Source organism: Sphingomonas degradans, from assembly GCF_053502645.1.
Window position 1 is genome coordinate 1,664,018 of record NZ_CP177172.1, and the last position, 10,977, is coordinate 1,674,994.

Annotated in this window: 14 protein-coding genes and 1 tRNA gene; 1 reads left to right on the top strand and 14 read right to left on the bottom strand. The window is 66.1% G+C overall.

What is annotated here, in order from left to right; all coding sequences use genetic code 11:
- Positions 1-45: 45 nt before the first annotated feature.
- The 8 genes from ACG3SL_RS07500 to ACG3SL_RS07535 all read right to left on the bottom strand — a co-directional run bounded on the left by ACG3SL_RS07500 (position 46) and on the right by ACG3SL_RS07535 (position 7,973).
- On the bottom strand, positions 46-663 hold the full coding sequence (locus tag ACG3SL_RS07500; protein ID WP_448664516.1) for a retropepsin-like aspartic protease family protein: 618 nt from the start codon (positions 661-663) through the stop codon (positions 46-48).
- Positions 660-1,427, bottom strand: coding sequence for an MBL fold metallo-hydrolase (locus ACG3SL_RS07505; protein WP_448664517.1), 768 nt, complete (start codon positions 1,425-1,427; stop codon positions 660-662). The genes ACG3SL_RS07500 and ACG3SL_RS07505 overlap by 4 nt, the downstream gene beginning before the upstream one ends.
- Complete coding sequence (locus ACG3SL_RS07510) at positions 1,424-2,203, bottom strand: TatD family hydrolase (protein ID WP_448664518.1); 780 nt, start codon at positions 2,201-2,203, stop codon at positions 1,424-1,426. Before ACG3SL_RS07510 ends, ACG3SL_RS07505 begins: the two co-directional genes overlap by 4 nt.
- Positions 2,200-3,699, bottom strand: coding sequence for a methionine--tRNA ligase (gene metG, locus ACG3SL_RS07515; protein ID WP_448664519.1), 1,500 nt, complete (start codon positions 3,697-3,699; stop codon positions 2,200-2,202). The genes ACG3SL_RS07510 and metG overlap by 4 nt, the downstream gene beginning before the upstream one ends.
- A gap of 39 nt (positions 3,700-3,738) precedes the next feature.
- Positions 3,739-4,716, bottom strand: coding sequence for an AAA family ATPase (locus ACG3SL_RS07520; RefSeq protein ID WP_448664520.1), 978 nt, complete (start codon positions 4,714-4,716; stop codon positions 3,739-3,741).
- A 75-nt stretch (positions 4,717-4,791) separates the two neighbouring features.
- On the bottom strand, positions 4,792-5,955 hold the full coding sequence (locus ACG3SL_RS07525; protein ID WP_448664521.1) for a D-alanyl-D-alanine carboxypeptidase family protein: 1,164 nt from the start codon (positions 5,953-5,955) through the stop codon (positions 4,792-4,794).
- Between the two features lie 22 nt (positions 5,956-5,977).
- Positions 5,978-6,775 (bottom strand): SPOR domain-containing protein, encoded by a 798-nt coding sequence (locus ACG3SL_RS07530; RefSeq protein ID WP_448664522.1) that lies wholly within the window; start codon positions 6,773-6,775, stop codon positions 5,978-5,980.
- Positions 6,776-6,926: 151 nt separating this feature from the next.
- Positions 6,927-7,973 (bottom strand): lytic murein transglycosylase, encoded by a 1,047-nt coding sequence (locus ACG3SL_RS07535; protein WP_448664523.1) that lies wholly within the window; start codon positions 7,971-7,973, stop codon positions 6,927-6,929.
- Positions 7,974-8,077: 104 nt separating this feature from the next.
- On the opposite strand from ACG3SL_RS07535, the gene ACG3SL_RS07540 reads away from it, so the two are divergent.
- A tRNA-Ser gene (locus tag ACG3SL_RS07540) sits at positions 8,078-8,167 on the top strand.
- Between the two features lie 20 nt (positions 8,168-8,187).
- On the opposite strand, the gene ACG3SL_RS07545 is transcribed toward ACG3SL_RS07540, so the two are convergent.
- The 6 genes from ACG3SL_RS07545 to ACG3SL_RS07570 form a co-directional block, all read right to left on the bottom strand.
- Positions 8,188-8,412, bottom strand: a complete 225-nt coding sequence (locus ACG3SL_RS07545; RefSeq protein WP_448664524.1) for a hypothetical protein — start codon at positions 8,410-8,412, stop codon at positions 8,188-8,190.
- A gap of 378 nt (positions 8,413-8,790) precedes the next feature.
- Positions 8,791-9,126, bottom strand: a complete 336-nt coding sequence (locus ACG3SL_RS07550; protein WP_448664525.1) for a PilZ domain-containing protein — start codon at positions 9,124-9,126, stop codon at positions 8,791-8,793.
- 65 nt (positions 9,127-9,191) lie between these two features.
- Positions 9,192-9,422 carry a 50S ribosomal protein L31 gene (gene rpmE, locus ACG3SL_RS07555; RefSeq protein WP_448664526.1) on the bottom strand — a complete coding sequence of 77 codons (231 nt, stop codon included), beginning with the start codon at positions 9,420-9,422 and terminating at the stop codon, positions 9,192-9,194.
- 83 nt (positions 9,423-9,505) lie between these two features.
- Positions 9,506-9,721, bottom strand: a complete 216-nt coding sequence (locus tag ACG3SL_RS07560) for a hypothetical protein (RefSeq protein WP_448664527.1) — start codon at positions 9,719-9,721, stop codon at positions 9,506-9,508.
- A gap of 41 nt (positions 9,722-9,762) precedes the next feature.
- The gene (fabZ, locus tag ACG3SL_RS07565; protein WP_448664528.1) at positions 9,763-10,242 is read right to left on the bottom strand and encodes a 3-hydroxyacyl-ACP dehydratase FabZ; all 480 of its coding nucleotides are present in this window, start codon (positions 10,240-10,242) and stop codon (positions 9,763-9,765) included.
- Positions 10,239-10,976, bottom strand: coding sequence for an OmpH family outer membrane protein (locus tag ACG3SL_RS07570; protein WP_448664529.1), 738 nt, complete (start codon positions 10,974-10,976; stop codon positions 10,239-10,241). The genes fabZ and ACG3SL_RS07570 overlap by 4 nt, the downstream gene beginning before the upstream one ends.
- Between the last annotated feature and the right edge of the window lies 1 nt (position 10,977).

The following is a 10,977-nucleotide window of genomic DNA, read 5'->3' on the forward strand; positions in this document are numbered from 1 at the left end:
TAATATACATTATGTAAACTCGATATACGTATAACGGCAGGGGGCTCATTCCGTGACGACCGCGCCTGCCTTTGGTTCCAGCACCAGCACGCCGTTCTCGACGCGCCAGCTATGCAGCCGCGACAGAAAGTTCATGCCCAGCACGTCCATGTCACCAAAGTTCTCCGATACCACCACACCCAGATCGGTGGTTTTGAGCGGCCCGATCGCGAGCGTTTCGATGGTGCCGCGCTGTGCCGCGATCGATCCGTTGGCAGTCTCGATGATCGCGGGCAACTCGCCGCTTACCTTCACGCCCGCAGCCTTTGCGGTGCGCTTAGAAAGCGCCGTGACGGTCGCGCCGCTGTCGATCAGCAGCCGGACCGGCGTGTCATTGATTGTCACCTGTGCCCAGAAATGCCCGTCAGGGCCCATTTTGATGCGCACCGTTTCGCCCTGCACCTGCTGTTCGTCCAGGCCCAGTGTCTCGGACACACGGGCGAATGCCGCTTTAAGGTCATGCCGATGCGCAACTGCGACGACCACGGCGAGGATGATGGCCGCCCAGATCAACAGCGACCGAGCCACGAAACCAAGCGACAATCGGCGCGCCGACAATGCGCTGACGGCGAGCACCAGTACCGCCACCAGCCAGATCCCGTCCATCGCGCTCCACGTGTTCATGCCGCAAGCTCCAGCCCATCATAACCGGGTTCGATCCCGGCGGGCAGCGTACGCACAAGCTCGGCATAGTCCATCGACTGGTCCATATGGACCAGCACCGAATGCCGCGGCGCGAGTTCCTCTATCCAGCCGAGCACGTCATCCAGATGCGGGTGCGTCGGGTGCGGTTCTCGGCGCAATGCGTCGACCACCCACAGGTCCAACCCCGCGTAGATTTCGCGCATGGACTTCGTCATTTCATGGAAGTCTGTGGCGTAACCGATTGATTTTTCGTTGCTCTCGAACCGTAATCCGGCGGACGTGATGCCGCCATGGGGTTGATCCGCGACGCGGACCGCGATGTCGCCGATGACGATTGCGTCCGGCAAAGGCTCGATCGCGACGGTCGGGCGATACCCTGCGCGGCCATGAAACGCGTACGAGAACCGATGTTGCAGCTGGTCCAGCGTGAACGGGCGCGCCAGCCCCCGGACCGGAACCCCGTCGCGCAAGTGCATGACCTGGCGCAGGTCATCCAGGCCATGGCAGTGGTCGGCGTGATCGTGGGTCCAGATCACCGCATCGATATCGCCCACGCCCGCCGCCAGCAATTGCTCGCGCATGTCAGGGCTGGTGTCGATCAGGATGCGCGTCGTTTCGGTCGACACCAGCATCGAGGCGCGCGTGCGGCGATTGCGCGGCTCGGCGGGGTCACACGCGCCCCAGTCCCCGCCGATGCGCGGTACGCCCGAAGATGTCCCCGAGCCGAGGACGCGGATCTTCACGCGCGGGTCTTGCCGAACAGCGTGTGGAAGTTCGCGCGGGTCGCCTCGGCAAGGTCTTCCGCCGCCTGTCCGCGAAGCTTCGCCAGGAAGCGGCATGTATCCGCGACGAACGCCGGCTCGCCGGTCTTGCCCCGGTGCGGGATCGGCGCGAGGAACGGCGCGTCGGTCTCGATCAGCAGCCGCTCGATCGGTAGCCGCGCCGCGGTCTGCTGGAGCGCCTGCGCGTTCTTGAACGTCACGATCCCCGAGATCGAGATATAGAAGCCCAGGTCCAGCGCGATGTCCGCGAACGCGTCGCTTGCAGTGAAGCAGTGGATCACGCCGGGGAAAGCCCCCTTCCCCATTTCATCGCGCAAAATCTCGGCGGTGTCCGCCTCGGCATCACGGGTGTGCACGATGATCGGCAACTGCGTTTCGCGCGCGGCGGCCAGATGCGCGCGGAAACTCTCCCGCTGCCGGTCGCGATCGCTATGGTCGTAATAATAGTCCAGCCCGCTTTCGCCGATGCCGACCACGCGGCGATGACGCGCGCGGTCGACCAGCTTGGCGGTATCGACATGCGTGTGGGTGTCGGCCTCGTGCGGATGGATGCCGACCGACGCCCACACGTCCGGCTCGCGCTCGGCAACCGCGATCACGGCGTCCCATTCGGATTCGCGCGTGGAGATGTTGAGCATCGCCACGACGCCCGCATCCCGCGCACGCGCCAGCACTTCGGGCTGTTGCTCGCCCAATCCCTTGTAGATCAGGTGGCAGTGGCTGTCGGCCAGTCTCACGCTTCTTCCTTCAGCTCCAGTCGCGGGAAGATGGGGGTCGGCGGCGCGATGCGAAAGTCCTGCGCATCCTCCGGCCCCAGCTGCGCGAGCAGCTTCTCCGCTGCGTCCGGGATCACCGGCGCGATGGTGGCACCCAGCCGCCGGATCGCCTTCACCAGCGTGCCCAGCACCGCGTGCATCCGCTCGGGATCGGTCTTGCGCAGCGCCCAGGGTGCCTGCACGTCGATATACTGGTTGCACGCGAACACGCCCGCCATCCAGCTCTCCAGGCCCTGGCTAAGCGCCAGTTCCGAAAAGGATCGCGCGAACCCTTCGCACGCACTCTCAACATCCGCCAACAGCGCCACGTCCGCCGGGTCTGCGCGGCCCGCCTCCAGCACGCCGTCCAGGTTCTTTGCGATGAATGCCAGCGTCCGTTGCGCCAGATTGCCGAAGCTGTTCGACAGATCGGCGTTGGCGCGCGTCACGATCGCTTCGTCGCTGAAAGTGCCGTCATTGCCGAAGCTGACGTCGCGCAACAGGAAATAGCGCAGCGCATCGACGCCATAGAGCTTCGCCAGCGCCATGGGATCGACGACATTGCCGACCGACTTCGACATCTTTTCCCCACGGTTGAGCAGGAAGCCGTGGCCGAACACCTGGCGGGGCAAAGCGATCTTCGCCGACATCAGGAACGCCGGCCAATAGACTGCGTGAAACCGGACAATGTCCTTGCCGATCAGATGCAGGTCCGCCGGCCAGTATTTCGCCACGCGCTCGGGATCGTTCGGATAGCCCGCGCCGGTCAGGTAATTGGTCAGCGCGTCGACCCACACATACATGACGTGCCCCGGCGACCCCGGCACCGGCACGCCCCAGTCGAAGCTGGTGCGCGACACCGACAGGTCGACGAGCCCGCCCTCGACGAAGCGCAGCACTTCGTTGCGGCGCGACTCGGGGCGGATGAAATCGGGGTTTGCGGCATAGAAATCGAGTAGCGGCTGCTGGTATTTCGATAGCTTGAAGAACCACGTCTCCTCGGCGGTCCATTCCACGGGGGTGCCCTGCGGCGAGAGTTTCTGCCCCCCTTCCCCCTCGGTCAGTTCCTTTTCCTCGTAGAACGCCTCGTCGCGGACCGAGTACCAACCCTCGTACCGATCCAGATACAGGTCGCCGGCATCGGCCATCGCCTGCCAGATCGCCTGGCTGGCTGCGTAATGCTCGGGCTCCGACGTGCGGATAAAACGATCATATGAGATGTTCAGTTCATCGGCCATCTCATGGAAATAAGACGACATTTCGTCCGCGAGCGCGCGCACTTCCATGTCGCGGCCGCGCGCGGTCTGCACCATCTTGAGCCCATGCTCGTCGGTGCCGGTCTGGAACAGCACGTCGCGCCCCTGGGCACGCTGGAACCGTGCGATCGCATCGGCCGCGATCATCTCATAGGCATGGCCGATATGCGGACGGCCATTGGGATAGTGGATCGCGGTGGTGAGGTAATAAGGATCAGCCATGCGGCGGCTTTACGGGCCCGCCCGGACGGTAGCAATGCCTCAGCGTGCGGCGAGGCGCGCTATCAGTCCGGACATCTCGAAAACCGTCGCTCCCGCGTCCAGTGAAAGCCCGGTCGCGGCGCCCCCCAGTTCGCGCGCCGCCGCATAGGCATCGAGCGCGGCTCGCAGCGCATTGCCCGATCGGGTTCGCGCATGTTCGGCGATGAAGCTCGGCGCACGTTCCAGGAACGCTTCGTAGCGCGGCTGTGCCGCCTTGGCGCCCAGCAGTTTGGCCAGCCGCGATCGGATGGCGTTGTTCGCGTCGCCCGTCTCCGCAAGTCGCGCCATGTCCTGCTCCAAAGCCGCGAGGTCGAGCCCGGCAAAGCCCAGCGCACGCCCGGGCGAGCCCTCCCCCGCGCGCACCAGCGCATCGATCTCCGCCGCCGTCGCCTCCGGCAACTCGGCGCGGAGGATCGCGCCAATCTGTGCATCCGGCAGCGCTTCGAAACGCAGCAGCCGGCACCGCGATCGGATCGTCGGCAGCAGGCGTCCCGGCGCGTGGCTTATCAGCAGGAAGATCGTCCCCGCCGGCGGCTCCTCAAGGTTCTTGAGCAGCGCATTGGCGCCGCCGCGTTCGAGGTCGTCGATCGCGTCGATCACGATCACGCGCCGCGTCGAAAGCGACGGCTTGGTCGCGAACAGCGACTGGAGGCTGCGGACCTGCGCGATGGTGATCGAGCGCGCCAGCGCCTCATCGGGCTTGTCCGGGTCCTTGGGCAGCCGTGTCAGCTCGCGATAATCGGGGTGGGCGCCGGCGGCGATGAGATGCGCGGTCTGGGTGGTTTCGGGCACCTCCCAGCCGGGCGGGAGTTTGTGCGGCTCGGCGGCCTCCGCAAGCATCCGGGCGGCGGCCTGTCGCGCAAAGCTGCCCTTGCCGACGCCTTCGGGGCCGGCGATCAGCCAGGCGTGATGCAGCACGCCGCTGGCGATCGCCGCTGCAAGCGCATCGCGCGCCGGTTCGTTGCCGAGGAACTGCATGGTCCTGTATCCCGCTGGCAGCGGCGCGGCGCAAGGGCTCCTTCCCTTACGCCGTCCCCCCCACCACGTCCGGGATTAGGCGCCGAACAGCGAGGAGAAGCCCAGCCAGATGCGGCGGAAAAAGCCCGCTTCGCCCACATCGGCCTCAGCGACCAGCGGCAGCGTCTGCGAGGGCATGCCCGGCGAATCGATGACCAAGTCGGCGATGTGATCGCCCGCCTTGATCGGCGCCTTTACCGGCCCCTGATAGACCAGGCGCCCCTTCATCTCGGGCGACGTACCGGCCGGCACCGTCGCAGCCAGATCGCGCGGCGCGATCACGCCGACTTCGCTCGATCCGCCGCCCTGCACGGCGACTTCACCCACCTTGCGCCCCTGCTTCACCAGCGGGCGCGATTTCCATGCACGGAAGCCCCATTCCATGAAGCGCACCGATTCCTGCGCGCGGCCGCCATAGGTATCCAGACCCGCCACGACCATCACTAGCCGCCGGCCGTTCTGCTCGGCCGACCCGGTGAAGCCGAACCCGGCCTCTTCGGTGTGCCCGGTCTTCAGCCCGTCCGCGCCCTGCACCCGGCCCAGCAACGGATCGCGATTGGCCTGGGTGATGTCGTTGCCCGCCCCCAGCGTCTTGCCCCAGGTATAGGACGTGCGGCTGTAGAACTGTTTGTAGAGCTTCGGATGATCCTGGATCGTCGCCTTGGCGAGATGCGCCAGATCGCGCGCGGTGACGAAGGTGCGTCCCTCGTCCGGCCATCCGTTGGACGTGCCAAACTGGCTGTTGCTCAGGCCGATCTTCTTCGCCTGCTGGTTCATCAGGTTGACGAAGGCCTCTTCGGTGCCCGCGATCCCCTCCGCCAGCACGACGCACGCGTCGTTGCCAGAAAGCGTGACGATGCCGTTGAGCAGATCCTCGACGCGCGGCTTTTCACCCACCGCCAGAAACATGGTCGAGCCCTGCGAATGCCACTTCTTCCAGGTTTCGGGCCGCACCTCGATCGTCTGGTCGAGCTTCAGTTCGCCCTTCTTGATCAGATCGAACGCGACATAGACTGTCATCATCTTTGCCATCGACGCCGGAGGAATGCGGCGATCGGCATCCTTGGCGTAGAGCACGGCGCCGGAGGACAGATCCTCCATATAGGCGATCGGAGCCGGCGTATCGAAGGGCGGGTTCGCGGCGGTCGTAGGATAGGCGGTGGCGAGCGCCAGGATCGAGGCGGCGAGCAGCTTCTTCATGATATCCGGGTCCCCGGGTTACTTAGTGGACGGCAAAAACGCGCGCGTCTCCATAACCCGCGCGTGCGGCTCCTGCCCGCGCCACCTCTGCCTCCCGCTGATTCGCGAAGGGGCCGAGCTGGACCCGATGGAGCCCTCCGCCCTGCTTTACGAACCCGCCCATGCTTTGGGCAAGCGCTTGCGCATTGCGCGCGTTAGAAAGTGCGGCGACCTGAACATAATAGCCGCCGCGCACGGAAACCGGCCGCGCAGCTTGCACCGGTGCCGGGCGTCGCGGCGCAGCGACCGGGCGCGCAGCGGGCAGCACCGGTGCGGGTCGCGCGATCGCGGGAAGGCGCTTGCGGAGCGCCGTTAACAGAATGGGCGGCGTGTCGGGGCGTGCGGAGGCTGGCCTTCCCGAGCGCAGCGCCAGCATGTCACCCGCAGTAGCGGCGACCTTTCGCACCCGCACGGGAATCTGCGCGGCATCGCCGGTATAGCCGAGTTCGCGGGCGGCACCGGCGGACAACGCGATCGCGGTGCTGCTGTCGGGCGACGGCCCGGTGACCAGCACCAGAATGGTGCGCCCGCTGTCCAGCGCCGTCACTTCGACGATGCTGTTAGGCGCGAGCAGCTTGTGCGCGCCGGTGACAGCGTCGTCCGGCGCCCCTGGTTGAACCGCCGCATAGCCGATTTCGTCATAGCGCTGCTCGCCATCTTGCGGCTGCGACGATCCGCGTGGGCTTCCGGCGCCAGCGACCGGTTCCGGATATGCCTGTTGCTCGCCCAGTGGCGCCGCATATCCGGCGCCCGCCGGCGCCGACAGACCAGCTTGCAGCACGAGCGCGCTCCCCACCACTACGGCCGGGCGCGAATTCCCGCTTGGCGCGGCGATCGACGCCCCGGGCGCTGGCGCCATCTGCGGCGCATAATCGGCATAGGACCGTCCCCCGCCACAAGCGGCAAGCGTCAGGCTGAGGGCAGCAACAAGGCTAGCGTTCCACTTCATCGGCGAGCAGGCCTACCGACAAAGCGTAAAAATTCGAGCAATTATAATCGAGGATGACACGATAATTTCCGGTGAGCAGATAGCCGCCCTTGCCCACCCCGTCGGGCTCGATCAGCGTCGCCTGCACGGTATCGGCGGGCCAGGCGCGCGTGGTGGGGACGACGCCCATCGCCCGCCACTCCGCCATCGTGCGCCACTGGCTGTGGCGATCCTGGACGCGGGGGCAGCGCGGGGCGTTCATCCGGCTTACCAGCGTGCTGCGCTCCAGCCCCGCTGGCACTGACACGGCAAAGCCCCAGGGCTGACCGGGACGCCACCCCGCATTGCTGAAATAATTGGCGATCGACGCCAGCGTATCGGCCTCGCTGTTCCAGATATCGGCGACGCCGTCCCCGTCCCCATCGCGGGCAAGCCGCAAGTAGACGCTGGGGAGGAACTGCGGCCCGCCGAACGCACCGGCCCAGCTCCCGACCAGCTTTTCGCGCGGAACGCCGCGGTCGATCATCTTGAGCGTGGCGATGAACTCGCCCGCGAACAACGCACGCCGGCGCCCTTCATAGGCAAGGCTGGCGAGCGCGCGCGGCAAATCGAAATTGCCCATGACGCGGCCATAGTTGGTCTCATGCCCCCAGATCGCGACCATGATCGATTCGGGCACGCCGGTCTCGCGCTCGATCTGTGCGAGGCGCGTCCGCTCACGCTGGTATGCCGCGCGCCCCCGGTTGATCCGCGCGGCATCGACATGCTTCTGGCGATAAGGCTCGAACGGCGAAATCGGCGCATTGGGTCGCGTCTCGGGCTGTTGCCGATCCAGATCGACGACGCGCTGGTTAAAGGTTAACGTCGGGAGCACCGATGCGACGGTACGCGGATTCACGCCCTCCGCCACCGCTTGCCGTCCCAATGTCTCCAGATAGGCCTGAAAACCCGCCTCGTCCTGGGCGGCCGCTGGCGCTGCCGCAGACCCAGCCAAAACGATCGCAATCGGCAGGGCCGAAAGCGTGCTCAATATGTTACGCCAAACTCGCATGGCCATTTTGTGCCACAGCCGGGCGAGCGCATGAACCCCTGACGACGGCAACCAGCAAGAAATTCTGGCGTATCGTCGAATCTCGCGATACCGGAGCGGTGCGCGGAGGGGTGGCCGAGTGGTTTAAGGCAGCGGTCTTGAAAACCGCCGTGGGTGCAAGCTCACCGTGGGTTCGAATCCCACCCCCTCCGCCAATCCACGCTTTCGCGCCGCCTCAGCGCGTCGGGAGCGCCCGCCACAATGCGCCGGCCACGCCGCCGCCGATGCTGAACGGCGGGCTTTCGTCATTGCCGTCGATCCGCAGGACCAGCATCGTCTTCAGCGCCGATCCGGCCGAGCGGCGCTTTCGGCTGGAGGCAAGCGTGTCACCCACAGCATAGCTGCCGCCGCGCTCGGCCGTCGCCTCGGGAAGCGCGTCGGACACACGCCAGAGCGCCACCCCCTCCGCATCGCGATTTCGGCCCGGTTTATGCGTCGTCGCCGACACCTGCTCGAGCCGCGCTGCGCGTATTGGCTGCGGATTGAGGGTGTAGATGGCTATCGGTCGCGACGGGGTACGCGCTTCGGGCGCAGGCGGCGGAAGTACGGCGCGCTTTCCGAAACTCGCCTTGGCACGGGCGATGGCCACCGCGTTGGCGTCCGGCGCCAATCGCGTACTGGGTCGTTCCCCGGCCATCGCCGGCAGTGCCGATGCGCACGCGAACGTGCAGAGTAGATAGCCCCAAAACATCACCGGTCCCCGTCAGTGAAGGCAGGAGAATGACGTAGATCAAGGGGCAACGCAACGCGATTGATAAGGATCCTTCGCGAAAGAACCTTATGGCAGCGTCAAAATTTCAAAATTGTCGGCGGAAAGAGCCGGTTGGAACTCCAGCCCCGCCTCGAATTCGTCCGCCCACACCACGCGCGCGGCGTGCGGGCCGACCTTGGGCAGCGACAGCCAGATCATGGCGCCGGCCTTGAGCGACGAATAGGTCTGGAGACGCGCGCCGTGCATCGACAGGTCGACGACCTTGCACAAGGCGCGATCGAGCCCGCCACGCCCGATATTGGCGTCTAGCGACACCGGCGCGCGAACGGATCGCCGGCGCCCGTTGCTGAGCGCGGGTTCGAATTCCGCCGCGAATGGTTTTGATTTTTCCTGCGCCTGCATAGCGCAGGCCGTAGCAGGACGTGGCTAACGGCGCGTTAACACGAGGCCAACGCGCCGTGCCAAGTTTACTTCTTGCCGAGCGACAGGCCGCCAAAGCGCTTGTTGAAGCGCGCAACCTGGCCGCCCTGGTCGAGCAGACGCTGCGAGCCGCCGGTCCATGCCGGGTGCGCCAGCGGATCGATGTCGAGCGTCATCAGATCGCCTTCCTTGCCCCAGGTCGAGCGCGTCTCGAACACGGTGCCGTCGGTCATCTGGACCTTGATCATGTGGTAATCGGGGTGCGTATCGGTCTTCACAATCGAATTCCTTGAATAAAGCCACTGGTTACCGACCAGCAGCGGACGGGCGCGCGTAGCAGAGCGGGTGCCGCCGCGCAACCTCAGCGTCGGCGTAACCACCAGCGCCGCGCGGCCACGACCGACCATATCCCTTCCACCAGCCCGAACGGCCATGCGCCCTGGAGGAACCCATAGACCGAGCCGAGCACGCACGCCCCGGCAAAAGCGAGGATCCACGTGTCGGACCGGCTCTCCAGCGCATAGCTGACCAGCATCGCGCTCACTGCGAACAGCCCGAACCAGGTGAGCGCGTCCATCGCTCAGCGCAGATGCGGACTGCCGGAGACGGCGTGGTGGATCACGCCTTGGGCGGGTCCGCGATCATTGCGGTGAACTCGCATTCCGCCGCGATTTCGCCGTCGATCTTGGCCTTGCCCGCGAACTTGCAGACGCGCGAACGCTTCTGCACGAACTCGACCTCGAGCCGCAGCAGTACGCCCGGCTCGACCGGCTTGCGGAACTTCACGCCGTCGATCGACATGAAATAGACGAGCTTGCCCGAGCCCGCGAGGCCCAGGCTCTCGACCGCGAGCACGCCGGCGGCCTGCGCCAGCGCCTCGACGATCAGCACGCCCGGCATGATCGGCCGACCGGGGAAATGCCCCTGGAAAAAGCCCTCGTTGATCGTCACCGCCTTGATCGCTGCGATCGACCGGTCGAGGATCAGTTCCTCGACACGATCGACCAGCAGCATCGGATAGCGATGGGGCAGCGCCGCCATCACCCGCCCGATATCGAGCGGGCCGATGTCGGTGCCGGCCTTGGCCTCCTCGCTCACCGCGGTTCGGCGGGCTTGGCCGGCTTGGCACCGGCGGCTGGCGCAGTGCCGGCAGCCGGTGCGGCGCCCGCCTGCTGCTGGGCCTGTGCCTGATAGGCGCGCATCTGGGCCAGCTGGACCAGCTGCTGCTGGATCGCCAGCGTCTCACGCGACGGCTGCCAATCGGCGGGCGCCTGGATGCCCACGGTCGGCAGCGTCTTGTCGAGTTCCGCGACGATCGCCGAGCTGATGTCGGCCGAATCCGGGGCGTACATGAACACTTCCGGCGACAGGACGACGCTGATCTTGCGCGCGTTCACGACGCGAAGCTGCGCCGCCTCATACTGGCGAAGGATCGATTCGATCGCGAACAGCTCGGCGCGCGCCGCCGGGTTGGTCAGCTTGGCGATGTCGCCCTCGGCCGTGGTCTGCAGCGTCTTGAGCCGATCGAGAACTGGGTTCTTGGCGGCCTGCGCCGCCTTGATCTCGTCGTCGCTGATCTGCTTGTCCTTATTGGTGTCGAGCTGCATCAGCAGCGGCTCGACTTCCTTCTGCAGTGCGTCGCGACGCGCCTGGATCTGGTCGAACGACGCCTTGAAGGTCGTCGAAATCTGCTGGCGCGCGGCGGTGAACGCCTTGGAGCCCGCCACGACCGTGGTCGGGTTGGCATAGGCGATGCCGGCGACCTGCGCGCTGGCGGGAACTGCGACGCACGCCGCCGATGCGGCGAGCGCGCCCAGGAGAATACGCTTCATG

What these genes read in the sequence shown, in the direction of transcription:
- ACG3SL_RS07500 (WP_448664516.1), bottom strand. Translation starts at nt 663, where the DNA reads ATGAACACGTGGAGCGCGATGGACGGGATCTGGCTGGTGGCGGTACTG.
- metG (WP_448664519.1), bottom strand. Translation starts at nt 3,699, where the DNA reads ATGGCTGATCCTTATTACCTCACCACCGCGATCCACTATCCCAATGGC.
- ACG3SL_RS07520 (WP_448664520.1), bottom strand. Translation starts at nt 4,716, where the DNA reads ATGCAGTTCCTCGGCAACGAACCGGCGCGCGATGCGCTTGCAGCGGCG.
- ACG3SL_RS07525 (WP_448664521.1), bottom strand. Translation starts at nt 5,955, where the DNA reads ATGAAGAAGCTGCTCGCCGCCTCGATCCTGGCGCTCGCCACCGCCTAT.
- ACG3SL_RS07535 (WP_448664523.1), bottom strand. Translation starts at nt 7,973, where the DNA reads ATGCGAGTTTGGCGTAACATATTGAGCACGCTTTCGGCCCTGCCGATT.
- ACG3SL_RS07550 (WP_448664525.1), bottom strand. Translation starts at nt 9,126, where the DNA reads ATGCAGGCGCAGGAAAAATCAAAACCATTCGCGGCGGAATTCGAACCC.
- ACG3SL_RS07560 (WP_448664527.1), bottom strand. Translation starts at nt 9,721, where the DNA reads ATGGACGCGCTCACCTGGTTCGGGCTGTTCGCAGTGAGCGCGATGCTG.
- ACG3SL_RS07570 (WP_448664529.1), bottom strand. Translation starts at nt 10,976, where the DNA reads ATGAAGCGTATTCTCCTGGGCGCGCTCGCCGCATCGGCGGCGTGCGTC.